Genomic DNA, 24,825 nt, shown 5'->3' on the forward strand with positions numbered 1-24,825 from the left:
GGTGCGCTCCTAGCTCCCGACCGCGAGAGAAAATACCGGGACCGCCTCCAGCCGCCGGAGCCGGCCTTCGGCTACCCAGCGATCGACAAGTCGCGCTTCGGCCGCAAAGGGATGCCCATCCCAGCCGACATGGGTGAACCCGGCAATCGCCAGATCCGCGCCCGGATGCGCGCGTAGCACCTCGCCAATGACGACGAGGCCGCTGCTCGGCACGATGTAGGGGGCCGACGAAAAGTCCGCGAGCGCCGTCTCCAGGAAGCGTTGGGTTTCCGCGTCGAGCACCCGCACAACTTTGCCCGTCGCAACCCCGAAGGCCTCGAACGCTTCCGTCGCGTCATCGCAAAAGTCGTCGAGTTCGGGATGCGTGATGGCAAGCGTTGCCCGGAGCGCTGCAAAGAGCGCGGGGTTGCGGACGCACCAGATGCTCGCCGCCTCGACCACCGCGGGATGCGCGCCCCACGCTGTCGGCAAGATGTTGGCGTGCGGCGCCGAAGGAGTCGACGCGCCCAGCATCATCTTCGCCGGCCGGCCCGTATTGCAGACGGCAACGATATCGGTGCGCTGGCCCGGGCGATACGAACGGCAATCGTTGAACCGGATGACGCAGTCGGCAGACGCGATCTCCATGGCGGCGCTGTCCGGCACCGGCCCATTGCCAACGATCACGATGCGCGCACCGGTCTTCACAGCGTTCTCCCGTCTATCTTTCTGCCGCCCGTCGATCCCGAAACGATCGGTCGAGCCCGCAGTCTTCCTCGTTCTCGAGCCGCCATCGCGACCATCAGCGATCGGCCAGCGCCGTGTTCAGCTCGTCCGTCCGTTTGGTCGTCAGGTCTGCAAGGCAACCCGCGACCAGCATCGGCTCCATCGAGCCGCCGCGCGCCTCGAACCCGGCAAGCGCGCACTGCCCGTCGCGATAAGCGATCCAGGCGCGCTGCGCGGTCTTCAGCGCTTCGACGGCACCGACCATCGCGTCGCCCAGATCGGCGAGATCCTTGTCCATCGCCTGCGCACGCGCCATCGTCTTGCGATAGGCCGCATTCAGTGCCACGTCCGCAGTCTCGTAGTCCTGCTGCGAACAGGCTGTCATGTCGCTTTGCGTCATTGCGTTGCTGCAATCCACATCGTCCGGCCCCGCCGCCGAGGCAGCTCCTGCCCCGAAAACCAGCAACAAGGCCAGCGCCGCGCCGGGATATGCGAGCCGCATCACCATGTCAGAGGGCTCCCATGACCTTCTGACGAAAACCGTAGACCTCACGCTTGCCAGCGAACGGAATGAGCGTCACGTCACGCGTCTGCCCCGGCTCGAAACGGACCGCCGTGCCGGCCGGAATATCAAGCCGCTTGCCATGGGCAGCCTCACGGTCGAAGGTCAGCCCGGCATTGGTTTCAGCGAAATGGTAATGGCTGCCGACCTGAACGGGCCTGTCGCCGGTGTTGGACACCTCGATCGTCACCGTCTCCAGTCCCACATTCAGTTCGATCTCGCCCTCAGCCGCAAGGATTTCACCGGGGATCATCTTGTCACTCCTGTTCGTCTCTGTAGGTGCTCTGCGCGGCGATCATGGCAGGCTGAGGTTGCTCAGGCAGCGCCATCAAGCCGCCGCAGCGCATCCGCCCGCCTTCAACACGAGCTCTGTGGAGGCGGGATTGTTGACCAGCTTTTCCGCCGGGCGGACAGGTCGGCGAACGAGTTCGCCCGTGCAGTTCGGGCAGCGACCGCCGAGCACGTCGCTCGCGCAAGCGGCACAGAAGGTGCACTCGAAGCTGCAGATCATCGCTTCGCGGCTATCCGCCGCCAGATCGATATCGCAGCACTCGCAATTAGGACGAAGAGCCAGCATGGGAAACCTCAGCGGATGGGTTCGTGAACGGTGACGAGCTTCGTTCCATCCGGGAACGTCGCCTCGATCTGGATGTCGTGGATCATTTCGGGGATCCCCTCCATCACCTGCTCGCGCGTGATGACATGCGCGCCGGCCTCCATGAGGTCGGGAACCGATCGGCCGTCGCGCGCGCCCTCGACGACGAAGTCGGTGATGAGCGCGATGGCTTCGGGATGATTCAGCTTGACGCCGCGCTCCAGCCGGCGGCGCGCCACCATGGCCGCCATCGAGATCAGCAGCTTGTCTTTTTCGCGGGGAGTAAGGTTCATGCGACGCGACCCATCATCATCTTCAACATTCTCTACAGGCTCCAGACTTTCGGCACAGACGCGCTCCTGCGCAAGTGCGAAATCATCGGCACGAGGATTTTTCGCAAGGCGAAGCCGTCCTTTGCCACGATCCGCGCGACGAGCTTTTCCTGATCACCCACCACGACGTGGCTGACGCCGCCCGACCCGCTGGCCGCACCCTTGTCGAGCAGCGCGCGCAGCGGTTTCAGATGCCGCTCGCACCCCTCCGCCGTGAAGAACAGCGTGGCGAAGGCGACATGGCCGCTCAGCGAGAAAGCGCGCCGCGTCAGCGCATCGATGTCTCCGGACAGCCGCATATTCTCCGCATGCAGCAGCGCACCGCCCTTCACGATCCGCCACCGGTCGCGAAAAAGACCGTTCCGCATGCGCTCGCCCATGGCCGCACGCCCAAGCAAGACGGCCTCGACGGCCAGAAACTCGGCATCCGTGGCAAGATCGACATCCAGCGACCGCGTCATCGAGGCCCGGTCGAAAAGGATCGTCTCCTGCGGCAGCCAGTGGACGCGCGACCCCGCCTCCGCCGTGATGGTCGTCGTGACCGACGTCGTGCCGGCGCTGGCCTTGTAGATCTTCTCACAGGCCTGCGTCGTCAGCGTCAGCTCGGTATCCGCGCCGGCACCGAATCGCCAATCCATCACGTCGCCACCGGTCAGACCACCGGAACTGTTGATCAGCACGGCTTCCATGCTGCCGTCGAACATGGTCGGCAGGCGCAGCTTGGCGCAGCCTTCCTGATAGAACTCCTGTAGCCGCGTTCGGCCGACAGCCGACTTCGCCACCAGGCGCCCGCGCCCGAAGGCGCGTTGCGGCGCTGTCGCCAGACCCTCTGGCCTTGGCTCCGGCATGGCCTCAGACATGGGGTGCGCGATCAAACCGTAAGGTGCCGCCTGGCTTCCGGCGTATCAAGTGTTTCGGCCGGGCCTTCATGCACAATCTCTCCGCGATCCATGATGTAGACATGGTCTGCAAGCTCACGGCAGAAGTCAAGGTATTGTTCCACAAGCAAAATCGCCATCCCCGTGGAATCCCGCAAATACTGGATCGCCCGTCCGATATCCTTGATGATCGAGGGCTGGATGCCCTCCGTCGGCTCGTCGAGCACGAGGATTTTCGGGCGCGTCACAAGCGCGCGGCCGATGGCAAGCTGCTGCTGCTGCCCGCCCGAAAGGTCGCCGCCGCGACGGCCCAGCATGGATTTGAGGATGGGGAACAGCGCGAAGATCTCCTCCGGCACGAAGCGGTCCTTTCGCGCGACGGGCGCGTAGCCGGACTCAAGGTTCTCCTTGACGGTGAGAAGAGGAAACACCTCCCGCCCCTGTGGCACGAAACCGACGCCGAGGCGTGCGCGGTTATAGGGCGCCATGCCGTTCATGACCGTATCGTTGAAGGCCACCTTGCCGGCACTTGTGGCATGTTGACCGGTGACAGCACGCAGAAGACTTGTCTTGCCGACGCCGTTGCGGCCAAGCACGCAGGTGATCTTGCCCATGGGTGCCGTGATGGAGACGCCACGCAGCGCCTGCGCCGCGCCGTAGTGCAGATTGATGTTATCGACAGTCAGCATGAGGCGCCTCGTTCGGTGGGCGTGGTCGGTGTCTTGCAGGTTGCAGGGCTTGCTGGAAGGAAAGCGCTCTCCGGCCTGCCGGATGGCCACGCTTGCGTTTCGCAGCGAGGGTGACGCCCGGGTCCGTCGGAAGCCGACGATTGGAGCGCAAACATCGAGACGTTGTAATGCATGATCTCACCGTCCCAGATAGTTTTCGATAACCTTCGGGTCGTTCGACACAAAGTCGATCGAGCCCTCGGCCAGCACCGATCCCTCGGCAAGGCAGGTAACTTTCACGCCGAGGTCGCGGATGAAGCCCATGTCGTGCTCGACCACCACGACCGATCGGGTCTTGGCGATTTCCTTGAGCAGGATTGCGGTTTCCGAAGTCTCCGCGTCCGTCATGCCGGCCACGGGCTCGTCCACCAGCAGAAGCTTCGGCTCCTGCGCCAGCAGCATGCCGATCTCCAGCCACTGCTTCTGCCCGTGCGACAGGCTGCCGGCGAGATGATCCTTCCGTGCCGTCATGCGCACGGTTTCGAGGATCTCCTCGATCCGCGCCTTGTCGGCGGGCGTCAGCGTGTAGAACAGCGTGGCGAAGACGCCGCGTTTGCGGTTCAGCGCCAGCTCGATATTGTCCCAGACGGTATGGCTCTCGAAAACCGTGGGTTTCTGGAATTTCCGGCCGATCCCGAGCTGGGCGATATCGGCCTCGTCCTTCTTGGTCAGGTCGACCTGCCCGTCGAAATAGACCGTGCCGGTATCCGGCCGCGTCTTGCCGGTGATGATGTCCATCATCGTCGTCTTGCCGGCACCATTCGGACCGATGATCGCCCGGAGTTCGCCGGGTGCAACCACGAAGGACAGCGAATTCAGCGCCTTGAAGCCGTCGAAGGAAACGGAAACGCCGTCGAGATAGAGGAGGCTGTTGGTGATCTTATGGTCCATGGCGCTCACTCCGCGGCCTGAGGTTGGACGTTCGCTGCATCGCGAGCCGGGACGACACGGCCCTTCTCGGCTTCGGCGGCGGCTTTGTAGTCCCGGCGCGAGGCGAAGCCCTGCTGGATTGTGCCGACGATGCCCTTCGGCAGGAACAGCGTGGTGGCGACGAAGAGCGCGCCCAGCGCAAAAAGCCAGAATTCCGGGAAGGCGGCGGTGAAGATAGACTTTCCGAAGTTGACCAGCACCGCCCCGATGATCGGCCCGATGAGCGTGCCCCGCCCGCCGACCGCCGTCCAGATGACGACCTCGATGGAGTTGGCGGGCGCAAACTCGCCCGGATTGATGATCCCGACCTGCGGCACGTAAAGCGCGCCGGCAACACCCGCGATCATGGCGGAGAAGGTGAAGATGAAGAGCTTCATATTTTCAACGCGATAGCCGAGGAACCGCGTTCGACTTTCCGCATCCCGCACCCCGATCAACACCTTGCCGTACTTCGACTGCACGATGGCGGAGGAGAGAAGCAGCACGAACGCGAGAACAATACCGGTGATAGCGAACAGCGTCGCACGCGTTTCCGGTGCCTGGATGTTGAAGCCGACGATGTCCTTGAAGTCCGTCAGGCCGTTATTGCCGCCAAAGCCCATCTCGTTGCGGAAGAAGGCGAGCAGCAGCGCGTAGGTCATCGCCTGCGTGATGATGGAGAGGTAGACGCCGGTTACGCGCGAGCGGAAGGCCAGCCAGCCGAAAACGAAGGCGAGCGCGCCGGGCACCAGCAGCACCATCAGTGCGGCGAAGGGGAAGTGATCGAAGCCTGTCCAGTACCAGGGAAGCTCCTTCCAGTTCAGGAAGACCATGAAGTCGGGCAGGATCGGATTCGCATAAACACCCCGCGCGCCGATCTGGCGCATCAGGTACATGCCCATGGCATAGCCGCCAAGCGCGAAGAAAGCGCCGTGGCCGAGCGAGAGAATGCCGCAATAGCCCCAGACGAGATCGAGCGCGAGCGCGAGCAGCGCGTAGCAGAGATATTTTCCGAACAGCGGCACGACATGGGAGGGCACATGCAGCGGGTTGCCCGGATCGAGAAGCAGATTGGAAGCGGGAACCGCGATGGCGATGAAGAGGATCAGGGCGGCGAGAACCAGCACCTTCTTCTCGTGAGCGTGGATGAGCCGGGTCGTGAACATTATTCGATCGACCTCCCCTTGAGGGCGAACAGGCCGCGCGGCCGCCGCTGGATGAACAGGATGATGAGGACGAGGATCAGAATCTTGCCGAGAACCGCGCCCGCATAGGGCTCTAGGAACTTGTTGGCGATCCCGAGCGTCATGGCGCCGACAAAGGTGCCCCAGAGATTGCCGACACCGCCGAAGACCACAACCATGAAGCTGTCGATGATGTAGTTCTGTCCGAGATTGGGAGATACGTTGTCGATCTGGCTCAGCGCCACGCCTGCGATGCCGGCGATGCCGGAACCGAGACCGAAGGTCATCGCGTCCACCATCGGCGTGCGGATACCCATGGATGACGCCATGCGACGGTTCTGCGTGACGGCGCGCATCTGCAGGCCGAGGCGCGATCGCTTGAGCAGCGTCAGCAGCGCCAGGAACACCGCCAGCGAGAAGACGATGATCCACATGCGGTTCCAGGTGATGGCGAGCCCGCCGAAGTCGAACGTTCCCGACATCCAGCTCGGATTGTCCACCTGCCGGTTGGTCGGGCCGAAGATGGTGCGGATGGTCTGCTGCAGGATCAGCGACAGGCCCCAGGTGGCAAGCAGCGTTTCCAGCGGGCGACCGTAGAGGAAGCGGATGATGCCGCGCTCGATGGCGACGCCCACCAGCCCGGTGAAGAGGAAGGCGATCGGCACCGCGAAGGCGAGCGAGAAGGTGGAGAGCCCCGGCGCGATCGACGCCACCGTCTGCTGCACGACATAGGTCGTGTAGGCACCCAGCATCACCATTTCGCCATGCGCCATGTTGATCACGCCCATGACGCCGAAGGTGATGGCAAGACCGATGGCAGCGAGCAGCAGGACCGAACCAAGCGAAAGCCCGTACCAGACGTTCTGCACGACATCCCACACGGCAAGGCTGCTGGTGATGCCGTCGATGCGGCTCTGGATCGTCGGCACCAGCTCGGGTGGGGCGGTGGAGAGAGCAGCGGTGAGGATGTTCAGCGCGCCGCGATCGCCACGCGAGGCCACGTTCTCGATGGCTGCTTTCTTGTCTTCGGCACTCGCATCCGTCTTCAGGATCAGCACGGCCCGGGCGGACTCCATCGCCGCCTTCACCTCGGCATCCTCTTCCTTGGCGAGCGCCCCATCGAGCAAAGCAAGATTGGCCGAGTCGCCGCTGGCAAGCAGGGCCTGCGCGGCAGAGAGCCGGGCATTACGGTCGGGGCTGAGCAGGGTCAGCTGGCTCATGGCGTCGCCAATGGCGCCGCGCAGCATGTTGTTCAGTCGGATCTTCTGGAGGCCGCCGGCCGCCACGCCCTCGACAGGCGCACCCGTGACCGGGTCGGAAACGACGTCGCCCTCGACGAGATAGACGGCGCCGCCTGCCTTGGGGGCAAAGAGCGCACCGGCGCTGAGCTTTTCGAGGATCTCCGGTACCTTCGGGTCGCCAGTCGCGGCGAGCTGCTTCACCGCCTCGACCTTCTTCGGAAATGCGGTTGCGCCCAACCCATCGACGAGAGGCTTCAGCGCGTCCTGCGCCCGGGCCCCGGTTGCAAGGACGAGACCCAGACCGATCAGAAGAAGAACGATGCGAAGCGTGCGCGATGTCAGCTGCATATGTTTCAAAGCCCCTTCACGCGGCAGACGGCGGTCGATTACGCGCGTTTGCCCAAGAATTCCGCAGGAACCACCGTCTCGGTGCGCCAAAGCGGGTACGACATTGCAGGAAAGGCATCGCGCGCCGCGCCATACGGTCCTCATGCATGATCCATGCCATCACTGTCTGCCGCGACTGCGAACGGTCCCTGCCCTTGAGAAGATCGTCTCCGCCCGGGAGGGCCGGACGGAGACGACGCAGTCGCAAATCATCTGTAATCAAGAGTGGCGGAGCGGCCCGAAGGCCGCACCGTAAAGGCTTGCGTCATGAAAACGGTCCGAGAAAATACAGGCCCCGGGGGTCGATCAGGAACCCTTGCCGCCGCACTTGCCTGTTGCAACGTTGAAGTTGCCGCAGGACATCGGCTTGCGCCAATCGGAGATCAGGTCCTTCGAGTCCGGCAGGAAGTCCGACCACTCGTCGCCAACCACCTGGGGGGTCTGCTGGACGATTTCGAACTGGCCGTCACCCTGGATTTCGCCGATCAGCACGGGCTTGGTGATGTGGTGGTTCGGCATGACGGTGGAGTAGCCGCCCGACAGGTTCGGGACCGAGGTGCCGATGATTGTATCGAGGACGGCGTCCGTATCGGTCGTGCCGGCAGCCTCAACGGCCTTCACCCAGGCGGAGAACCCGATATAGGCGGCTTCCATCGGGTCGTTCGTCACGCGCTTGTCGTTCTTCGTATAAGCGTGCCACTGCTTGATGAACTCGGCATTGGCAGGCGCATCGACGGACTGGAAGTAGTTCCACGCGGCGAGATGACCGACGAGCGGCTTGGTGTCGAGACCGGCGAGTTCTTCTTCACCGACGGAGAAGGCGACGACGGGAATATCGGTGGCCTTGATGCCCTGGTTGCCGAGTTCCTTGTAGAACGGGACGTTGGCATCGCCGTTGATGGTGGACACGACGGCGGTCTTCTTGCCGGCCGAACCGAATTCCTTGATCTTGGCGACTTCCGTCTGCCAGTCCGAGAAGCCGAACGGCGTGTAGTTGACGATGATGTCTTCCTTGGCGACACCCTTGGAGATCAGATACGCCTCCAGGATCTTGTTGGTCGTGCGCGGATAGACGTAGTCCGTGCCTTCGAGCACGAAGCGCTCGACGCCTTCGTTCGCCATCAGGTAATCGACGGCCGGAATGGCCTGCTGGTTTGGTGCTGCACCCGTATAGAAGATGTTGCGCGAGGATTCTTCACCCTCGTACTGGACAGGGTAGAAGAGGATCGAGTTCAGCTCTTCGAACACCGGCAGGACCGACTTGCGCGACGAGGATGTCCAGCAGCCGAACACGGCGGCGACCTTGTCCACCGAGATCAGTTCGCGGGCCTTTTCGGCAAACAGCGGCCAGTCCGACGCGGGATCGACCACGACGGCTTCGAGCTTCTTGCCGAGAACGCCGCCCTTCTTGTTCTGCTCCTCGATGAGCATCAGCATGGCGTCTTTCAGCGTCGTCTCGGAAATGGCCATCGTGCCGGACAGCGAATGCAGGACGCCGACCTTGATGGTATCGTCAGCCGCGTTCACGGCGGAGAACGCCGTGGTTGCCAGAGCGCCGGCCAGGAAGGCGCTGAGAATATGGGATTTGAATGACATCGGAGAAGCCCCTCTCGTTCTTTGGCGCCGTTCCCTATAAGAGTGTTAACGGGTCGCAACGGGACTATCCGACAGGCCTCGTGCAATGCACATACGTCAATTGACGTAGGTGTGACGCGCAGACGGAGCGTGCGTTGCCGCGGGAAACATGCGGTCTGTCTGGACAGGGGCCGGCAGAGCCTTCAAGATCATCGCAACCTCAGCCCTCCGCAGTGTCGCCAGCCGACAAGGATCGTCCTCCGCATCATGACAATCAGACGATGACAGCCCGCCAGCGCATCATTCCGGTCCGGCGCGAGTACAATCGCTGGGTCGCAGACCAGACGCTGGAGGATTATGCCCTGCGGTTCACCGCCAAGAGCGCCCGGCGCTTTTCGGCAAGCCGTATCTCGCAAACCGCCATCGGCGCGATTTCCTTCCTGGCGCTGGAGGCGATCGGCGGCACGATCACCCTGTCCTACGGCACGACCAATGCGTTCTATGCCATCATCGCCGCTGCCATCGCCATGCTCGTCATCGGCATGCCGATCAGTCGCTACGCCATCCGTCACGGCGTGGATATCGACCTTCTCACGCGCGGTGCGAGCTTCGGCTATATCGGCTCCACCATCACCTCACTGATCTATGCCAGCTTCACCTTCATGCTGTTTGCCATCGAGGCATCGATCATGACAGGCGCGCTGAACCTCGCCTTCGGAATTCCCCTCTGGATCGGCTATATTATCAGTGCCGTTGTCGTCATTCCGCTCGTCATCTACGGCGTGCAGCTCATCTCCCGCTTCCAGCTGATCACGCAGCCCTTCTGGATTGTGCTCAACATTCTGCCGTTCCTTTTCATCGCCTATTCGGACTGGGAGAAGTTCGACCTCTGGCGCGCTTTTGCCGGCATCGGCCATTCGAATGCGCAGGTCGGCGGTGCGGCACCGTTCGATCTGATCGAGTTCGGCGCCGCCTCCGCCGTCATTCTCGCACTGATGCCACAGATCGGCGAGCAGGTGGATTTTCTGCGCTTCCTGCCGCCGGAAGGCATGAAGAAGTGGCGGCATCGTCTCGCCGTCTTCCTCGCCGGCCCCGGCTGGGTCGTGGTGGGCGTGCCGAAGCTGCTCGCCGGCTCGTTCCTTGCGGTGCTCACGCTCTCCACCGGCGTCCCCGCGGGCGAGGCGGCCGACCCCTCCCGCATGTACCTCGCCGCCTTCGGCTACATGATCCCCAACGAAACGGCGGCGCTCGTTCTGATGGCGGCCTTCGTCGTGGTCTCGCAGCTGAAGATCAACGTCATGAACGCCTATGCGGGCTCGCTCGCCTGGTCGAATTTCTTCTCCCGCCTCACCCACAGCCATCCCGGCCGGGTCGTCTGGCTGGTGTTCAACGTCGCCATCGCCCTGCTCCTCATGGAGTTCGGCATCTACAAGCTGCTCGAAGCCACCCTCGGCGTGTTTTCCATCATCGCCATGTCCTGGCTCTGCACGCTCTCGGCCGATCTCTTCATCAACAAGCCGCTCGGCCTCTCGCCTGATGGCATCGAGTTCAAGCGCGCCCATCTCTACGATATCAATCCGGTCGGCCTCGGCGCCATGTTCACGTCCGCCGGCATTGCGCTTGTCGCGCATTTCGGCCTCTTCGGCACCGTCTTGGCATCGCTGTCGACCTATGTCACGCTCATCGCCTTCCTCGTCTCGCCTGCTATCGCCTACGCCACACGCGGCCGCTACTACCTCGCCCGCAAGCCACGCGCCCACTGGAAGATGCGCGCCACCATAACCTGCTCCATCTGCCAGCACCCGTTCGAGCCGGAAGACATGGCCTATTGCCCGGCCTATGCCGCGCCGATCTGTTCGCTCTGCTGCTCGCTGGACAGCCGCTGCCACGACATCTGCAAGCCGCATGCGCGGGTCAATGCGCAAACGGCGGCGGTCGCCCGCAAGCTCCTGCCCGAGCGGATCGTCGCAGCACTCGCCAGCCGGCTCGGCCGCTATGCCACCGCCGTCGTCATCGCCGTTTCCGCCATCGGCGCCATCCTCGCCATGATCGCCTACCAGACCGGTTCCGCTTCGCCGATCGCCGCCGAGGTGATCAACCGCACCATCGGCATCGTCTTCTTCGTGTTCACCGTCGTCACCGGCGTCGTCTGCTGGTTCTATGTGCTCGCCCACGACAGCCGTCTCGTGGCGGAGGAGGAATCCTCGCGCCAGAACACGCTTCTCCTGAAGGAAATAGCCGCCCACAAGAAGACGGATGCCGCCCTGCAATATGCCAAGGAGACGGCCGAAGCCGCCAACCGTGCCAAGAGCCGCTACGTCGTCGGCCTCAGCCATGAGCTGCGCACGCCCCTTAACGCCGTCATGGGCTATGCCCAGATCCTGGAGCGCGACGAGACGATCCCCGCCCCCCGGCAGGCGGCCATCCGCGTCATCAAGCGCAGCGCCGACCATCTCTCGGGGCTCATCGACGGCCTCCTCGATATCTCCCGCATCGAGGCCGGTCGGCTGCAGGTTTTCTCCAACGAGATCAATATTCTGGATTTCCTCGACCAGATCGTCGATATGTTCCGTCCCCAGGCTCAGGCCAAGGGCCTCGCCTTCGAGCATGTAAGGGCGCCCGGCCTGCCGACGCATGTCCGCACAGACGAGAAGCGCCTGCGCCAGATCCTCGTCAATCTTCTTTCCAACGCCGTCAAATTTACCGATCGCGGCGTCGTGCGCTTCGAGGTGGCTTATCGCAGTCAGGTTGCGACCTTTACCGTAACCGACACCGGTCGCGGCATCTCCGAGGCCGACCGCCCCCGCATTTTCGAGCCGTTCCAGCGCGGCGAGGCCGAAACGATCCGCCCCATGCCGGGCCTTGGCTTGGGCCTCACGATCACGCGGCTTCTGACCGAAACGCTGGGCGGCGAAATTCAGGTCACGAGCGAGCGAGACAAGGGCTCGACCTTCCGCGTGCGGCTGATGCTGTCGGCTGTTGCCCGCCCTGCGGCCGTTCCCACACCACAGCGAGACGTCACCGGCTATGCCGGTCCGCGCCGCACCATCGTCGTCGTGGACGACAACGAGGATCACCGCGAACTCATGCGCGAGGTACTGATCCCGCTCGACTTCGTCGTTCTCACAGCCATCGGCGGCGCCGAGTGCCTGACGCTCATCGAGGGCATCGAGCCCGATCTCTTTCTGGTCGATATCTCCATGCCCGGCATGAGCGGCTGGCAGCTGGTCTCGCGCCTGCGCGAGCACGGGCAGACCGCGCCCATCATCATGCTGTCGGCCAACATAGGGGACGGCAGTCTGGCCAGCCAGCACACCGGCCACAACGATACGCTCGCCAAGCCTTTCGTCATCCGGCAGCTTAGGGACAAGATTGCCGTCAATCTCGGCCTTGAGTGGACGCATGACGACCCCGCACAGCCGGCCGAGCCCGCAGCACCCCGGCCCGTCCTTGTCCCCGACGCATCGCATATCGAGGAACTGATCCGGCTCGGCGAAATCGGCTATATCAGGGGCATCGAGGCAAAACTTACCGAGCTTGCGCGCGACGCCGCCTACCAGCCCTTTGCCGACGCGGCCCGCGCCTACGTGCAGGCATTCGACATGGCAGGCTACGCCACCTTCCTCGAAACCGCCGCCGTGCGAAGCGATCCGCCGCCCGAAGGAGACCACCGGTGAGTGACGCCCCCCGCCCCCGCGACATCGTCCTGATCGTCGATGACAGCCCGGAAACCCTCGGCTTCCTCACCGACGCGCTGGAGCAATCCGGCTTTTCGGTCCTGATCGCCACATCCGGCCCGGCCGCATTGAAGGTGGTCGACAAGATCACGCCGGACATCGTGCTCATGGACGCCGTCATGCCGGATATGGACGGTTTCGACACTTGCCGGCGGCTCAAGGCCCTTGCCGACATCGCCCCCGTGCCCGTGATCTTCATGACCGGGTTGACCGAGACGGAGCACATCGTCCACGCGCTCGAATCCGGCGGGGTGGACTACCTCTCAAAACCGATCAATATCGATGAACTGCGCGCGCGCATCCGCGTCCACCTTGGCAACGCCCGCTCCACCCAAAGCGCCCGGGTCGCGCTGGATGCTACCGGCCGGCATCTGCTTGCGGTGCGTGGCGATGGCGCGCTGCACTGGTCCACGCCGCAGGCGACCCGATTGATCGAGGCCGCGATCGGCTCGGAGAACGGGCTCGATGCCGTCTCCGACCAGATCGCCATTTTCCTGCGCGACCGCACCAGTGGCAGGGACGCACCCCTCGTCATCGAAAGCGCTGGCGTGCCAGTGCTCCAACTCGCCTTTCTCGGCACCATCGGCAGCGACGAATACCTGTTCCGCCTGACCGCCGTCAGCCAGACCACAGATGAGGAAGCCCTCCGCCGGCATTTCTCGCTGACAATGCGCGAGGCCGAAGTCCTCGTCTGGATCGCAAAGGGCAAATCCAATCGCGACATCGCCGAAATCCTCGGCCTCTCCGCCCGCACCGTCAACAAGCACCTTGAGCAGATCTATGTAAAGCTGGGCGTCGAGAACCGGGCATCGGCTGCGGTGAAGGCGACGAATGCGTTGATCACGTCGTAAGGTCCCTCACTCCGCCGTGAAGGAGACAGCTATGGTGACGCTTCAGATCGATGCCTTCCCCTCCCAGGACGAGATCGCGGCATTGTGGATCGCAGCATGGAACGAAAGCCCAACGCGGGATTTCTCGAACGTGCTCCAGCGCAGCCTCGCGCACGTCTGCGCTTACGATAGTGAGGAACTTGTCGGCTTCGTCAACATAGCATGGGATGGCGGTATCCACGCCTTCCTGCTCGACACCTGCGTCCACCCGCGGCTTCAGCGCCGAGGCATAGCACGACGCATGGTCACGACAGCGCGAGACCTTGCGTCCGGGAGAGGCGCACAGTGGCTTCACGTCGATTTCGAACCGCACCTGACGTCCTTCTACAGCGCATGCGGCTTCACGCCGACATCTGCCGGTATCGTCCGACTGTCTTGAACGAAACACAGTCCGAGCCGCCATACCCTCTAGAGTATCCGTTTTGATCAAGCGAGTTTTGGTGCCCATTTCGATTTTTCCGCAGTAAGGCATTTGCGAGGACAATGAGCTTTCGCATGACGGCTGTTATGGCGACTTTCGGTGGCTTTCCGGCTTTAACGAGGTCTTCGTACTTCGTCTTGAGGTCCGGGTTGAAGCGGCATGCGACAAGGGCTGGCATATAGAGCGCATGGCGGACGATGGGCCTTCCGCCAGCAATGAAAGCGCGTCCGGTCCATCGTCCTGACTGGCGGCTTATGGGAGCTAGTCCGCATAATGCGGCTGCAGCCTTCTCATCCAGTTCGCCCAGTTCGGGCATCTCGATGAGGAGCGTGAAGGCTGTGATCTGCGAGACGCCAGGAATCGAAACGAGGATATCGAACCTGACTTTGAGGGAAACATCTGCACGGATCAGCGCCATGATGGCCTCGTCCACAGCCTTCATCTGGCGCTCGATCCTGTGCGCCGATCCATCGGACAATGGCGGCAAAACCCTTGCGGTCATTGGCAACCTTCAAGGTTCTTCCGTCCGGCAGGCTGTGCAGATCGATATGGTCTTTCGAGATGTCTGCGCCGATGGTAATATCCGTCATCTTTTCTCATCTCCCATGCTTGTCATCCGAGCCTTGAAACTCGGGTATCCGTTCAGGACGATTGGAAAAGATGGGGACGATCAAACTCTAACTCGGCCCGGTATTCGTCAGAATGGCGGCCTCGCATTTCACGATCCGTCCCCCATCGCCGGAAGAGAATGGCCGTCCTCTCCGGCGCTTCTTTATCTCACGAAGAAGCACGGAAATCATAAGACAAGCATTTCCGGTGAACACGGGTTCACCGGAAATGCTTTATCCTCTTGTTTTCTCCGCATTGTCCGACGCCGAAGCGATCCCGCTTCGGCTGGAAATGCTCTAAAACGGAAAAGCCCGGCACAGGGCCGGGCTCTCCTCGTCTCGAACATGACGGCCGAAGCCGTTATGTCTTACATCTGCGGGAAGTAGCTGTACTTGCCGTCCGGGCCCTTCTTCCACTCGTACATGACGTAGCCGGGAAGCTTCGGGTCGCCCTTTTCGTCGAAGGACATGTCGCCGAGAACGGTCTTGAACGGACCCTTTTCCTTCATCGCGGTGGCAACGGTTTCAGGATCGATCGAGCCGGCGGCCTTCGCAGCTTCTGCGATCGTCTGCAGAGCGGCATAGGAGTAGAGCGTGTAGGCTTCCGGGTTGAAGCCGGCGGTCTTGAACTTCTCGACCAGTTCCTTGTTCTCCGGGCGGAGCGTCGGATCGGGGCCGAAGGTGTTGAGCGTGCCGGCAACGGCATCGCCAGCGATCGAGGCCAATTCGTTGGAGACGATACCGTCGCCCGAAACGAGTGTTGCCTTGAGGCCCTGGTCTGCCGACTGGCGGATGATCAGGCCGGCTTCCGTGTGGAGACCACCCCAGTAGATGACGGAAACGCCGGCTTCCTTCATCTTTGCGATGAGGGCCGAGAAGTCCTTGTCGCCGGTGTTGACGCCTTCGTACATGACTTCCGTCATGCCGGCAGCGTTCATCGCCTTCTTGGTTTCGTCGGCAAGACCCTGGCCGTAAGGCGTCTTGTCATGAATGACGGCGACCTTGGCGTCCTTGAACTTTTCAGCGAGGTAGGCGCCGGCAACGCCGCCCTGCTGGTCGTCACGACCGCAGGTGCGGAACGTGTTCCACAGGCCGCGCTCGGTGAAGACCGGGTTGGTTGCAGCCGGCGTGATTTCGAGGATGCCGTTTTCTGCGTATACTTCCGACGCGGGGATCGAAACGCCCGAGTTGAAGTGACCGATGACGTATTTCACGCCGTCAGCGACGAACTTGTTGGCAACCGAAATGCCCTGCTTCGGGTCGGACACGTCGTCGCCGAGAACGATCTTGATCTGCTCGCCGTTGATGCCGCCGGCAGCATTGATGTCAGCAGCTGCCTGCTCGGCACCCTTCTGGAGCTGTGCGCCGAACGCGGCGTTCGGGCCGGTCAGCGGACCGGCAACAGCGATCGTGATGTCTGCCCAGGCCTGGCCGCTGAACGCGACCATCGCCGTCAGCGCAACAGCCGACAAAAGTGACTTCTTCATCCTGTAACTCCCAATTTTCAAGCGGGTCTGTTGCCATAGCCAACGCAGTTCCCACTCTGACTGCGCCGGTGTTCGTTGTGGCCGAGGCGATGCGCCTGCGGCTGTTCCCTTTTTATTTATTCTTCCACGAGAAGGGCGATGCCTTCTCGTAAAGCCAGTAGTAGCTGCTGACCATTTGGCGTGTCCGGTAGAAACGGAAGCCAGCGGTAGAAAACAGCAAAAGAATGATCGTGTCCACGACGTAGTAGTGCAGGCTGAACATCGTGCCGTTGAACAGTGCGTGATGCACGAAACGGATGCCGAGACCGAGCAACATGGTGTAGACCACGACGGTCGTATAGGTCTGCCAACCGTCCGCGACGCTCTTGCCTGTGCGCCAGGCGGTCCAGCCGCCGAGCACGCAGGTGATCAGCATGAACTGAAGGATCGAAGGCTCTTCGTGAAGAATGCCCTGCATGTCAGAAACTCCCGATGGAAGGGATGAAGGAAGCGGCGCTCAATGGTGCCCGCCTTCGAGATAGGCGGCGCGCACTTCCGGATTGGCCAGCAACTCCCGGCCGCCGCCGCTCATCGTCACCTGTCCGTTCACCATGACGTAGCCGCGATGCGACAGCTTGAGTGCGGCGAACGCGTTCTGCTCGACGAGGAACACGGTCAAGCCTTCCTCCTCGTTCAGCTTCTTGATTGCCGCGAAGATGCCCTTGACGATCAGCGGTGCGAGACCGAGCGACGGTTCGTCGAGAAGGAGAAGCTTCGGGCGGGCCATCAGCGCGCGGCCGATGGACAGCATCTGCTGCTCGCCACCCGACAGCGTGCCGCCGCGCTGCGACTGGCGCTCCTTCAGGCGCGGAAACAGCGTGAAGATCTTCTCGATATCCTCGTTGAAATATTTGAGGTTATCGAGGCTCGCACCCATCTGCAGGTTTTCGTAAACCGTCATGCGTGGAAAGATGCGACGGCCCTCGGGCGACTGGGCGATGCGCAGCCGGGCGATCTCGTGGGTCGGCATGCGGGTGATGTCCTGACCATCGAAGATGACCGAGCCGGTGCGCGCCTGCGGGCTGCCGCAGATCGTCATCATCAGCGTCGATTTGCCGGCGCCGTTCGCCCCGATCATGCAGACGATCTCGCCGGGCTCCACCATGACATCGACGCCGCCGAGCGCGCGGATGTTGCCGTAGTAGGTCTCGACGTTCTTGACGTGAAGCAGCGGGCTCATGGGCGCTCTCCCGTGCTGCCGGTACCATGCCCGACCGTGGCCGCAACCTCTTCCACTTCCGCGATCACCTCGTCGACCTCATCATCCTCGACGCCGAGATAGGCCGCGATGACCTTCGGGTCGTTTTGTACGAATTGCGGATTGCCGTCCGAGATCTTCTGTCCGTATTCCAGCACGACGACGTGGTCGGAAATCTCCATGACGACCGACATGTCGTGTTCAATCAGCAGGATCGATGTGCCGGTGTCGGTACGGATATCGCGCAGCAGCGTGTTGAGCGCCAGCGACTCACGCGGGTTGAGACCGGCGGCGGGCTCGTCCAGGCAGAGAAGCTCCGGCTGCGTGCACATGGCGCGCGCGATTTCCAGCCGGCGCTGGGCACCATAGGGAAGATCGCCGGCCGGATCATCGGCACGGTCGGTCAGCGATGCCTTGTCGAGCCAGTATTTCGCAAGCTCGATACTGGCCAGCGACGCCTTCTTGTAGGCCGGGAAGCCGAAGAGGCCGAGAATGGTGTAGCCCGAAGCCCGCATCAGCGCATTGTGCTGGGCGACCAGCAGGTTTTCCAGCACCGTCAGACCCGAGAACAGGCGAATGTTCTGGAAGGTACGGGCGACCTTTGCCCGCTTGGTGATCTCGAAGTCCGGCAGGCGCTCCAGCAGGAACTCCTTGCCGCCCTTCTGCCGCATCGTGATCATGCCCATCGTCGGCTTGTAGAAGCCGGTGATGCAGTTGAACACGGTGGTCTTGCCGGCCCCGTTCGGGCCGATAAGGGCGGTGATCTCGCCGCGCGTGGCTTCGAACGAGAAGTCGTTGATGGCCATCAGGCCGCCGAAGCGCATGGAGAGATGTTCGACCTTGAGGATTGGATCCTTGGACATTGTCGTCGCCGTTCCCGTAACCATCAGCCGTGCCCTTCCTTGGTAAAGCTTCCCGACACGTTCTTGGCTTTGTGGAGGAAGGCTGACGGTGCGCGGGAACCGACGAAGCCACGCGGCTTGAACAGCATCACGACCACCATGGCGAGACCGAAGATGAGCATGCGGTAGAGTTCCGGGGTGAATTCAGGGCCGAAGACGACCTTGAGGAAGTTCATTTCGCGCAGCAGCTCGGTGCCGCCGACCATGACCACGGCTGCAATCGCGATGCCGGTCAGCGAACCCATGCCGCCGAGAACGACGATGGCGAGGATGACGGCGGACTCGATGAACACGAAGCTCTCCGGCGAAACGAAGCCCTGACGGGCTGCGAAGAACGAGCCGGCGAAACCGCCGAACATGGCGCCCGTGGCAAAGGCTGTGAGCTTGGTCGTGACCGTGTTGATGCCGAGCGAGCGGCAGGCGATCTCGTCTTCACGCAACGCTTCCCAGGCACGACCGATCGGCATGCGGCGCAGCCGGATGGTGACATAGGCCGTGAGCATGCAAAGAAGCAGGATCACGTAGAACAGGAAGATCTTGTAGTAGGCAGAGGACATCGGCAGGCCAAAGGCCTTGGCGAAATTCGACGGCGAACCGACATCGAACGACCAGATGCCGAAGATCGATGCCTTTGCGATACCCGAGATCCCGAAGGTGCCCTTGGTGACTTCCGTCCAGTTGATCAGGACGAGACGGATGATTTCGCCGAAGGCGAGCGTCACGATGGCGAGATAGTCGCCCCGAAGCCGCAAGACGGGGAAGCCGAGGATAATGCCCCAGAGCGCTGCAAAAATACCGGCGAGCGGCAGAAGCACCCAGAAGGACAGGCCGAAATGCGTCGACAGAAGCGCGTAGGAATAGGCGCCGACAGCATAGAAGGCGACGTAGCCGAGATCGAGCAGGCCTGCGAGGCCGACCACGATGTTCAGACCCCAAGCCAGCATGACGTAGATCAGGATCTGGATGCCGAAATTGTCGACCAGCAGCAGGGAACCCTGGACGCCGCGCAGCATGACCGACACCGGCGGATAGATCAGCAGCGCGATCAACGCGATCTTCAGGAAGTGGCGGTGAAAGAAGCCCTTGTCCTCGGAAACGTCGAGAATGCCGCTCTTAGCCTTCGCGAGCTTGCGCTTGTCCAGCGCCGGCCGGATGAAGGCGACGTTGAGGAAGCGACCGACGGCGGCGACACCGACGAACACGGCAAGCAGGCCCCAGCGCATACGCCAGACGAGCTCGTTGTTGATGTTCTGGTAGGTCTCCACACCCACGAACAGGCAGAAGAGGCCGAGCGAGACGAGGCCCGCGAAGAAGGCTTCCTTGAAGGCGCGCGCCATGAGGCTTGGCTCTTCGTGGGGATCGGCAACAGAGGGAGAGGAAATGTTCGCCATGGACTTATACCTTCTCCACTTCGGGCCGGCCGAGAATGCCGGTCGGCTTGAAAATCAGAACGACCGCGAGGATGACGAAGGTTGCGACGTCCTTGTAGGCGATGGAGAAATAGGCAGACCAGAGGCTTTCGATGAGGCCGATGAGGATGCCCCCGAGAACGGCGCCCGGCAGAGAGCCGATGCCCCCGAGAACGGCTGCCGTAAAGGCCTTCACGCCGGGAATGAAGCCGTCTGTGAAGACGGAAACACCATAATACATCAGATACATCGTGCCGGCGACGGCAGCGAGCGCGGCGCCCATGATGAAGGTGATGGAGATCGTGCGGTCCACGTCGATGCCGAGCAGCGCCGCCATCTTGCGGTCCTGCTCGGTGGCCCGCTGGGCGCGGCCGAGCGGCGTCTTGTTGACGATGTACCAGAAGATCGTGAGCAGCACGGCGGTGACGACGATGATCACGATCTGCTTCAGCGAGATCGAGATGCCGAGCACCTGGAAGTTGGAGTTTACCAGCGGCGGGATCGGCTTGTTACGCGGACCCTGCACGACCTGGATGAAGTTGGACAGCGCGATCGACATGCCGATGGCGGTGATCAGCGGCGCAAGCCGGAAGGACCCGCGCAACGGCCGGTAGGCGATCCGCTCGATCGTCCAGTTCCACAGACCCGCCAGCAGCATGGCCACGATCATCATCACCAGAAGGGCGAGGACGACAGGAATGCCGGCAAAGAGAGATGTGAGAAGCAGGAAGACGATGAGGGCCGCAAAACTGCCCAGCATGAAGATGTCGCCATGGGCGAAGTTGATCATGCCGATAATGCCGTAGACCATCGTATAACCGATGGCGATCATGCCGTAGATAGATCCGAGAGTCAGCCCGTTGACGAGCTGCTGGACGAAATACACCATCTATTTTCCCCTGGACCAGATCCCTTGTCGGGTCCGGCCTCTTGTTCTGCAGTCCTTTTAGGACCCGACGTTTGCGGGGATTCCATACTGTTTTCGCTCGAAAAGAAAAGCACAAAAAGGAGGCACCCAACAGATTCTTTTCCGTCGGGAAAATTTTTGGCGGTTTCCTCGGCAATCCGCCGGGAGGAAAGCAGATGCCGCTTACATTTTAAGCATATCAGCATATCGCCAAGATCTTTCGGCCAGCGGGCCATGCCGATATCGGCCTGTATTTGCTTGGCAAACGTGCCCCGCGCGTGACGCGACGGTAAGACAGCCCTTACATCATCCGTCCATGACACCACGAATTGTAACGCACGGTCACAGGGATTTGCCTGACGAATGAGGCAGAACCCTGTATGGTTGTGGCGACAACGCGGTAGGCGCCGGGACGCAGGCCACCGCAAGGCCGAAAAGGAGCGCGGCAGGCGCGATGTTGGACGTGTTGGAGAGGGCGGCGATAGAGGCCGGGCGGGCGATCATCGACGTCTATAATGTGGTTGCGGAAGTCCGCTATAAGGAGGATGCGTCTCCGGTCACGGATGCGGACGAGAGCGCGGAGCGCATCATCCTGCGACATCTTCAGGGTGCTTTTCCCGGCATTCCCGTGGTTGCGGAGGAAGCCGCTTCGGCAGGCCGCATTCCCGATATCGATGGCCGCAACTTTTTCCTCGTCGATCCGCTGGATGGAACGAAAGAATTCGTCGGCCGAAACCATGATTTCACGGTCAACATCGCGCTGATCGAACGGGGTACTCCAACGCTCGGCGTCGTCTATGCGCCGGCGCTCGGCATCCTCTATGCCGCGGAGCGCAACAGGGCCCGCAAATCCGTCGTGTCCGGCCAGACGGATATCGGTGTCCCCACCGTCATCGGCTGTCGCCAGCGCGGCGACCGGATCGTCGCGCTCGCCAGCCGCTCGCACAACAGCGCGGAGACGATCGCCTATCTCGCGGAACATGGCGTCACCGATTACGAGTCGGTCGGCTCTTCTTTGAAATTCTGCCTTCTCGCCGAAGGTCTCGCCGATATCTATCCGCGCCTCAGCCGCACGATGGAATGGGATACGGCAGCCGGCGATGCCGTACTGCGCGCTGCCGGCGGGGAAACCGTGACGATGGATGGCAATCCTCTCTTCTACGGCAAGCGCAACCAGATCTATGACGTTGACTTCGCCAATCCGCATTTCGTTTCCCGCGGCCGGGCCTGAGCCATAGGGCGTCCTGCCACGTGACGTCTCTCACCGCTCATGACGTGACGGCACGGGGAATGAAAACGGAAAAAATCTCGTAGAAACAGTGCCGCACCCCCCTGCGGCTCCCCGCTCTCCAGACGGCGCGCACACTGCCGGCACCCCCGACAGGAGATGCCGATGAGCGAGATAACCCCGAACCTCGAAATGCCCTTTATCCTGCCGTCGCAGGCGCAGAAGCATGTGACGCACAACGAGGCTCTGCAGCGGCTGGATGCCGTGACGCAACTCGTGATCGCGGCGCATCTGGCCGATCCACCTGCAAATCCAGGCGAAGGCGCATGCTTCGAGATTGCGCCGTCGCCCACGGACGAATGGACGGGTAAGGCCGGAAAGCTTGCAATATGGCAGGATGGCACCTGGACCTTCGTCACCCCCCGTCCCGGCTGGCGCGCCGTCTTCGCAAGCGATGGCCGCCTTTACATCCACGACGGCACGGCGTTTCGCCCCTACGACGCTGTTGCGGGGATCGAGCGGCTGGGCGTCAACGCGACTGCCGACGAGGTGAACCGGCTCGCGGTGTCGGCGGATGCAACGTTGCTCAGCCATGCCGGGCACGGCCATCAGCTGAAGATCAACAAGGCTTCCCCCGGCGACACCGCCAGCCTCCTCTTCCAGAGTGGCTGGTCGGGACGTGCGGAAATGGGTCTGAACGGAACGGATAGATTTGCGATCAAGACCAGCCCGGACGGCGCGGTCTGGCAGGAAGCCTTGAGCATCGATTCGGCTGGCCGTGTTCACCTGCCGCACCGACCCGTCGTTCGCGCAAGCACGGCGGCGGGCACGGCAACTCCGGCGGACGGCAGTGAAAGCGGGTTTGCGACGATGCCGGTGTCGCAGGGCGGGTTCGCGCTCGGGACGGACGTTCCCGGCGGAGGCAAGAATCTCGTCGTGCCGGCAACCGGACTCTATCTCGTCACCCTCAAAGCTGAGGTCGAGCCGATCGGCGCCTTCGCGCTTGCGGTGCGGTCGGGAACGCAGACGATCGTGACGCTACGTGCGTTTTCCGGCCCCTCACCTCGTCATGACGCATCGGCGACCGGTCTCGCAGCCCTGACGGCCGGAGATACTTTGACATTGGCGCATACGGGAAGCGCCACCATCACCTTTGGCGAAGACCGGACGGACGTGCTTATCGCGATGCTGTAGAAGGGGCTTCAGCTTCGGCGGGTGTCTCTCCGGCATCCGCCGAGCCCGATACGGAGGCCAGCAGCTGGCTCATCGACGTCTCGTTGAACGGCTTGGTGATGCGCGGCCGGTCACGATGACTGCCGGGAAACATTGCGCTTTCGCCATAACCGCTGACGAAACCGAACGGCGTATCGCGAGAGACGAGGATGTTGGCGAAATCGAAGCTCGTCTCGCTACCGAGATTGACGTCAAGGAGCGCGAAATCGAACGCGTGCTCCTCCACGAACTGCTTGGCCTGTGCAACATTGGTGGCGATATCGACGGCCTCGACGCCAAGCGTCCGCAGAATATCTTCTGCTTCCATCGCAATGATGAAATTGTCTTCCAACACGAGGACGCGTTTGATTGACGATAGTGTTTCCAAACGCAGCACCAAGATCCATTCGTTGAGAGGCTGTTCGGGTTGCCCAGCCCACAAATATGATTCGACGTCCCCGAATTCAACACTAGTGCCTAAAGCGCCAGCTCACATTAAAATAAGACATATGGAAGACTGCCCGCAGGTAACGGGGAGCGCGATGCTTTACCGTTAAGAGGTTACCCCCGTTGCCTCGTATAGAGCCGCAGAAGCCTTCCAGTGTTTTCGAAATCCCTTATGCCGGACTGGAACTTTTAACCCTTCAGGCGCATTCTGTCGTCGGGGAATAATGGGAGGATATCATGACAGCCAGCGAAATTGAAAGACTGGAACAAGCAGCGAGAAGCGTATTCGGTCACGACGATGGCGATACGCTGATAACTCAGGAAAAGCAGAGCTTTACGGACCGGCTCCGCGCCTTTTTCCAGAAGCGTATGGCGGTTCGCGCAGTTTCTTCGCCAAGCTATTAGGCCCTCGCTCGGCGTTCATCAAATGAATGGACGCCGGACGACCTCGAGCCCGTCCCAATCGGCAACCCGCATCAGCCCGTCGGCATCCAGCACGTCGCACCCGCGATCTGCCCAGCGGATGAGGTTGCGTTCGGCCAGCTTCTTCAGCGTCTTGTTCGTGTGAACGATCGAGAGACCCAGCGTATCCGCGACGTGTTGCTGCGTGAGCGGTATCGAGACGCGCTCGCCTCTGAAGAGGTTTGACGCGCCTGCGCGCTGCGACAGGAACGACAGCAGGTAGGCCGCCCGCTCCAGTGCTGTGCGGCGTCCGATGCTCAACAGATGCTCATCGAGAATCCGCTCTTCCTGGGAAGCGATCCAGGTAACGTCGAAAGCCAGATCGGGATGGTTGCGGTAAACCTGCCCAAGGCGCTCGCGCTCGAATACGCAGAGCGTCAGTGCTGACAGCGCCTCCACCGAATGCTTCATCTCCCCCATCAAGCTGCCCTGCAAGCCGACGAGATCGCCCGGCATGATGTAGTTCAGGATCTGCCTCCGGCCGTCGCCCAGCATCTTGTAGCGAAAACCCCACCCGGACAGCACGGTGAACAGGTGCGCACTGTGGCTGCCCTCGACCAGAACCGTGGTTCCCGCATCGACCGAGAGTTCGCCGGTCTTGAAGTGCGAAACGAAGGCCAGTTCCTCGGGCTGAAATTCGCGGAAAGTCGGCAGATGACGCAGGGGACATTGGTCGCACGGCGTCTGCCGGCTATTGCGCGTTCTCGGGGGATACATTGGGACTCGAATAGGAGACGATGGATGACGAAGCGAAAGAAAAGGCTCGGCTAGGCAGTCTGGCG

The 24,825-nt window shown here is 62.0% G+C and carries 27 protein-coding genes; 7 read left to right on the forward strand and 20 right to left on the reverse strand.

The genetic code is table 11. From position 1 onward, the window contains the following. Positions 1-9: 9 nt before the first annotated feature. The 11 genes from BSG19_RS04055 to urtA all read right to left on the reverse strand — a co-directional run bounded on the left by BSG19_RS04055 (position 10) and on the right by urtA (position 9,117). Positions 10-666 (reverse strand): Urease operon accessory protein, encoded by a 657-nt coding sequence (locus BSG19_RS04055; RefSeq protein ID WP_092985601.1) that lies wholly within the window; start codon positions 664-666, stop codon positions 10-12. Between the two features lie 115 nt (positions 667-781). Beyond that, positions 782-1,207 (reverse strand): lysozyme inhibitor LprI family protein, encoded by a 426-nt coding sequence (locus tag BSG19_RS04060; protein WP_092985603.1) that lies wholly within the window; start codon positions 1,205-1,207, stop codon positions 782-784. A 7-nt stretch (positions 1,208-1,214) separates the two neighbouring features. After that, positions 1,215-1,520: an urease subunit beta gene (locus tag BSG19_RS04065; RefSeq protein WP_092985037.1), complete on the reverse strand. Its 306-nt coding sequence runs from the start codon at positions 1,518-1,520 to the stop codon at positions 1,215-1,217. A gap of 75 nt (positions 1,521-1,595) precedes the next feature. Beyond that, positions 1,596-1,844, reverse strand: a complete 249-nt coding sequence (locus BSG19_RS04070; protein ID WP_092985039.1) for a DUF1272 domain-containing protein — start codon at positions 1,842-1,844, stop codon at positions 1,596-1,598. Between the two features lie 8 nt (positions 1,845-1,852). Beyond that, positions 1,853-2,155 carry an urease subunit gamma gene (locus tag BSG19_RS04075; RefSeq protein ID WP_062591957.1) on the reverse strand — a complete coding sequence of 101 codons (303 nt, stop codon included), beginning with the start codon at positions 2,153-2,155 and terminating at the stop codon, positions 1,853-1,855. Between the two features lie 32 nt (positions 2,156-2,187). Then, on the reverse strand, positions 2,188-3,054 hold the full coding sequence (locus BSG19_RS04080; protein ID WP_244529079.1) for an urease accessory protein UreD: 867 nt from the start codon (positions 3,052-3,054) through the stop codon (positions 2,188-2,190). 11 nt (positions 3,055-3,065) lie between these two features. Further along, on the reverse strand, positions 3,066-3,761 hold the full coding sequence (urtE, locus tag BSG19_RS04085) for an urea ABC transporter ATP-binding subunit UrtE (protein ID WP_092985040.1): 696 nt from the start codon (positions 3,759-3,761) through the stop codon (positions 3,066-3,068). Positions 3,762-3,938: 177 nt separating this feature from the next. Next, positions 3,939-4,691 carry an urea ABC transporter ATP-binding protein UrtD gene (gene urtD, locus BSG19_RS04090; RefSeq protein ID WP_092985042.1) on the reverse strand — a complete coding sequence of 251 codons (753 nt, stop codon included), beginning with the start codon at positions 4,689-4,691 and terminating at the stop codon, positions 3,939-3,941. A gap of 5 nt (positions 4,692-4,696) precedes the next feature. Further along, the gene (gene urtC, locus BSG19_RS04095; protein ID WP_092985044.1) at positions 4,697-5,875 is read right to left on the reverse strand and encodes an urea ABC transporter permease subunit UrtC; all 1,179 of its coding nucleotides are present in this window, start codon (positions 5,873-5,875) and stop codon (positions 4,697-4,699) included. Next, the gene (gene urtB / locus BSG19_RS04100) at positions 5,875-7,482 is read right to left on the reverse strand and encodes an urea ABC transporter permease subunit UrtB (protein ID WP_092985046.1); all 1,608 of its coding nucleotides are present in this window, start codon (positions 7,480-7,482) and stop codon (positions 5,875-5,877) included. Before urtB ends, urtC begins: the two co-directional genes overlap by 1 nt. A gap of 345 nt (positions 7,483-7,827) precedes the next feature. Next, on the reverse strand, positions 7,828-9,117 hold the full coding sequence (gene urtA, locus BSG19_RS04105; protein ID WP_092985048.1) for an urea ABC transporter substrate-binding protein: 1,290 nt from the start codon (positions 9,115-9,117) through the stop codon (positions 7,828-7,830). Between the two features lie 260 nt (positions 9,118-9,377). Between urtA and BSG19_RS04110 the strand changes: the two genes are divergently transcribed. From BSG19_RS04110 to BSG19_RS04120, 3 genes are read left to right on the forward strand one after another with little or no spacing between them, the layout of a single operon-like run. Continuing rightward, positions 9,378-12,773: a hybrid sensor histidine kinase/response regulator gene (locus BSG19_RS04110; RefSeq protein WP_092985050.1), complete on the forward strand. Its 3,396-nt coding sequence runs from the start codon at positions 9,378-9,380 to the stop codon at positions 12,771-12,773. Continuing rightward, a complete protein-coding gene (locus BSG19_RS04115; RefSeq protein WP_092985052.1) occupies positions 12,770-13,684 on the forward strand; it encodes a response regulator transcription factor in 915 nt (304 codons plus the stop codon). Before BSG19_RS04110 ends, BSG19_RS04115 begins: the two co-directional genes overlap by 4 nt. 31 nt (positions 13,685-13,715) lie before the next feature. Continuing rightward, the gene (locus BSG19_RS04120) at positions 13,716-14,102 is read left to right on the forward strand and encodes a GNAT family N-acetyltransferase (protein ID WP_092985054.1); all 387 of its coding nucleotides are present in this window, start codon (positions 13,716-13,718) and stop codon (positions 14,100-14,102) included. Here BSG19_RS04120 and BSG19_RS04125 read toward each other — a convergent pair. Further along, the gene (locus BSG19_RS04125; RefSeq protein WP_244529080.1) at positions 14,065-14,562 is read right to left on the reverse strand and encodes a transposase; all 498 of its coding nucleotides are present in this window, start codon (positions 14,560-14,562) and stop codon (positions 14,065-14,067) included. The two genes, BSG19_RS04120 and BSG19_RS04125, sit on opposite strands and share 38 nt — an antisense overlap. Between BSG19_RS04125 and BSG19_RS26255 the strand changes: the two genes are divergently transcribed. After that, complete coding sequence (locus tag BSG19_RS26255; protein ID WP_210185377.1) at positions 14,561-15,139, forward strand: hypothetical protein; 579 nt, start codon at positions 14,561-14,563, stop codon at positions 15,137-15,139. The genes BSG19_RS04125 and BSG19_RS26255 overlap by 2 nt on opposite strands. On the opposite strand, the gene BSG19_RS04130 is transcribed toward BSG19_RS26255, so the two are convergent. From BSG19_RS04130 to BSG19_RS04155, 6 genes are all read right to left on the reverse strand, one after another. Continuing rightward, on the reverse strand, positions 15,121-16,239 hold the full coding sequence (locus BSG19_RS04130; protein ID WP_092985055.1) for a branched-chain amino acid ABC transporter substrate-binding protein: 1,119 nt from the start codon (positions 16,237-16,239) through the stop codon (positions 15,121-15,123). The two genes, BSG19_RS26255 and BSG19_RS04130, sit on opposite strands and share 19 nt — an antisense overlap. 112 nt (positions 16,240-16,351) lie before the next feature. Further along, positions 16,352-16,696, reverse strand: coding sequence for a DUF6867 family protein (locus tag BSG19_RS04135; protein ID WP_092985057.1), 345 nt, complete (start codon positions 16,694-16,696; stop codon positions 16,352-16,354). 39 nt (positions 16,697-16,735) lie between these two features. Continuing rightward, on the reverse strand, positions 16,736-17,458 hold the full coding sequence (locus BSG19_RS04140; protein ID WP_092985059.1) for an ABC transporter ATP-binding protein: 723 nt from the start codon (positions 17,456-17,458) through the stop codon (positions 16,736-16,738). After that, positions 17,455-18,363 carry an ABC transporter ATP-binding protein gene (locus BSG19_RS04145; protein ID WP_092985061.1) on the reverse strand — a complete coding sequence of 303 codons (909 nt, stop codon included), beginning with the start codon at positions 18,361-18,363 and terminating at the stop codon, positions 17,455-17,457. The genes BSG19_RS04140 and BSG19_RS04145 overlap by 4 nt, the downstream gene beginning before the upstream one ends. Beyond that, positions 18,363-19,769, reverse strand: a complete 1,407-nt coding sequence (gene livM / locus BSG19_RS04150; protein WP_092985063.1) for a high-affinity branched-chain amino acid ABC transporter permease LivM — start codon at positions 19,767-19,769, stop codon at positions 18,363-18,365. The genes BSG19_RS04145 and livM overlap by 1 nt, the downstream gene beginning before the upstream one ends. Positions 19,770-19,773: 4 nt before the next feature. Then, on the reverse strand, positions 19,774-20,676 hold the full coding sequence (locus tag BSG19_RS04155; RefSeq protein ID WP_092985065.1) for a branched-chain amino acid ABC transporter permease: 903 nt from the start codon (positions 20,674-20,676) through the stop codon (positions 19,774-19,776). Between the two features lie 472 nt (positions 20,677-21,148). Here BSG19_RS04155 and cysQ point away from each other — a divergent pair, with 472 nt between their 5' ends. Both cysQ and BSG19_RS04165 read left to right on the forward strand, forming a co-directional pair. Next, positions 21,149-21,925, forward strand: coding sequence for a 3'(2'),5'-bisphosphate nucleotidase CysQ (gene cysQ / locus BSG19_RS04160; protein ID WP_092985067.1), 777 nt, complete (start codon positions 21,149-21,151; stop codon positions 21,923-21,925). A gap of 162 nt (positions 21,926-22,087) precedes the next feature. After that, positions 22,088-23,116 (forward strand): DUF2793 domain-containing protein, encoded by a 1,029-nt coding sequence (locus tag BSG19_RS04165; protein ID WP_092985069.1) that lies wholly within the window; start codon positions 22,088-22,090, stop codon positions 23,114-23,116. On the opposite strand, the gene BSG19_RS04170 is transcribed toward BSG19_RS04165, so the two are convergent. After that, entirely contained in the window at positions 23,100-23,489 is a 390-nt protein-coding gene (locus BSG19_RS04170) for a response regulator (protein WP_280142385.1), read from the reverse strand. The genes BSG19_RS04165 and BSG19_RS04170 overlap by 17 nt on opposite strands. Before the next feature lie 329 nt (positions 23,490-23,818). Here BSG19_RS04170 and BSG19_RS25975 point away from each other — a divergent pair, with 329 nt between their 5' ends. Further along, entirely contained in the window at positions 23,819-23,986 is a 168-nt protein-coding gene (locus BSG19_RS25975) for a hypothetical protein (protein ID WP_170865852.1), read from the forward strand. An 18-nt stretch (positions 23,987-24,004) separates the two neighbouring features. Here BSG19_RS25975 and BSG19_RS04175 read toward each other — a convergent pair whose 3' ends face one another. Beyond that, positions 24,005-24,760, reverse strand: a complete 756-nt coding sequence (locus BSG19_RS04175) for a Crp/Fnr family transcriptional regulator (RefSeq protein WP_092985071.1) — start codon at positions 24,758-24,760, stop codon at positions 24,005-24,007. Between the last annotated feature and the right edge of the window lie 65 nt (positions 24,761-24,825).

The sequence above is a fragment of the Rhizobium sp. NFR03 genome (assembly GCF_900111275.1).
Classification (GTDB): domain Bacteria; phylum Pseudomonadota; class Alphaproteobacteria; order Rhizobiales; family Rhizobiaceae; genus Ferranicluibacter.

What these genes read in the sequence shown, in the direction of transcription:
- BSG19_RS04070 (WP_092985039.1), bottom strand. Translation starts at nt 1,844, where the DNA reads ATGCTGGCTCTTCGTCCTAATTGCGAGTGCTGCGATATCGATCTGGCG.
- BSG19_RS04140 (WP_092985059.1), bottom strand. Translation starts at nt 17,458, where the DNA reads ATGAGCCCGCTGCTTCACGTCAAGAACGTCGAGACCTACTACGGCAAC.
- BSG19_RS04155 (WP_092985065.1), bottom strand. Translation starts at nt 20,676, where the DNA reads ATGGTGTATTTCGTCCAGCAGCTCGTCAACGGGCTGACTCTCGGATCT.
- BSG19_RS04165 (WP_092985069.1), top strand. Translation starts at nt 22,088, where the DNA reads ATGAGCGAGATAACCCCGAACCTCGAAATGCCCTTTATCCTGCCGTCG.
- BSG19_RS04130 (WP_092985055.1), bottom strand. Translation starts at nt 16,239, where the DNA reads ATGAAGAAGTCACTTTTGTCGGCTGTTGCGCTGACGGCGATGGTCGCG.
- BSG19_RS04175 (WP_092985071.1), bottom strand. Translation starts at nt 24,760, where the DNA reads ATGTATCCCCCGAGAACGCGCAATAGCCGGCAGACGCCGTGCGACCAA.
- BSG19_RS04080 (WP_244529079.1), bottom strand. Translation starts at nt 3,054, where the DNA reads ATGTCTGAGGCCATGCCGGAGCCAAGGCCAGAGGGTCTGGCGACAGCG.
- urtC (WP_092985044.1), bottom strand. Translation starts at nt 5,875, where the DNA reads ATGTTCACGACCCGGCTCATCCACGCTCACGAGAAGAAGGTGCTGGTT.
- urtD (WP_092985042.1), bottom strand. Translation starts at nt 4,691, where the DNA reads ATGGACCATAAGATCACCAACAGCCTCCTCTATCTCGACGGCGTTTCC.
- BSG19_RS04060 (WP_092985603.1), bottom strand. Translation starts at nt 1,207, where the DNA reads ATGCGGCTCGCATATCCCGGCGCGGCGCTGGCCTTGTTGCTGGTTTTC.
- BSG19_RS04110 (WP_092985050.1), top strand. Translation starts at nt 9,378, where the DNA reads ATGACAGCCCGCCAGCGCATCATTCCGGTCCGGCGCGAGTACAATCGC.
- BSG19_RS04075 (WP_062591957.1), bottom strand. Translation starts at nt 2,155, where the DNA reads ATGAACCTTACTCCCCGCGAAAAAGACAAGCTGCTGATCTCGATGGCG.
- BSG19_RS04120 (WP_092985054.1), top strand. Translation starts at nt 13,716, where the DNA reads ATGGTGACGCTTCAGATCGATGCCTTCCCCTCCCAGGACGAGATCGCG.
- BSG19_RS26255 (WP_210185377.1), top strand. Translation starts at nt 14,561, where the DNA reads ATGATGGCCTCGTCCACAGCCTTCATCTGGCGCTCGATCCTGTGCGCC.
- BSG19_RS04065 (WP_092985037.1), bottom strand. Translation starts at nt 1,520, where the DNA reads ATGATCCCCGGTGAAATCCTTGCGGCTGAGGGCGAGATCGAACTGAAT.
- urtA (WP_092985048.1), bottom strand. Translation starts at nt 9,117, where the DNA reads ATGTCATTCAAATCCCATATTCTCAGCGCCTTCCTGGCCGGCGCTCTG.
- urtB (WP_092985046.1), bottom strand. Translation starts at nt 7,482, where the DNA reads ATGCAGCTGACATCGCGCACGCTTCGCATCGTTCTTCTTCTGATCGGT.
- livM (WP_092985063.1), bottom strand. Translation starts at nt 19,769, where the DNA reads ATGGCGAACATTTCCTCTCCCTCTGTTGCCGATCCCCACGAAGAGCCA.
- BSG19_RS04125 (WP_244529080.1), bottom strand. Translation starts at nt 14,562, where the DNA reads ATGGCGCTGATCCGTGCAGATGTTTCCCTCAAAGTCAGGTTCGATATC.
- BSG19_RS04145 (WP_092985061.1), bottom strand. Translation starts at nt 18,363, where the DNA reads ATGGTTACGGGAACGGCGACGACAATGTCCAAGGATCCAATCCTCAAG.
- urtE (WP_092985040.1), bottom strand. Translation starts at nt 3,761, where the DNA reads ATGCTGACTGTCGATAACATCAATCTGCACTACGGCGCGGCGCAGGCG.
- BSG19_RS25975 (WP_170865852.1), top strand. Translation starts at nt 23,819, where the DNA reads ATGACAGCCAGCGAAATTGAAAGACTGGAACAAGCAGCGAGAAGCGTA.
- BSG19_RS04135 (WP_092985057.1), bottom strand. Translation starts at nt 16,696, where the DNA reads ATGCAGGGCATTCTTCACGAAGAGCCTTCGATCCTTCAGTTCATGCTG.
- cysQ (WP_092985067.1), top strand. Translation starts at nt 21,149, where the DNA reads ATGTTGGACGTGTTGGAGAGGGCGGCGATAGAGGCCGGGCGGGCGATC.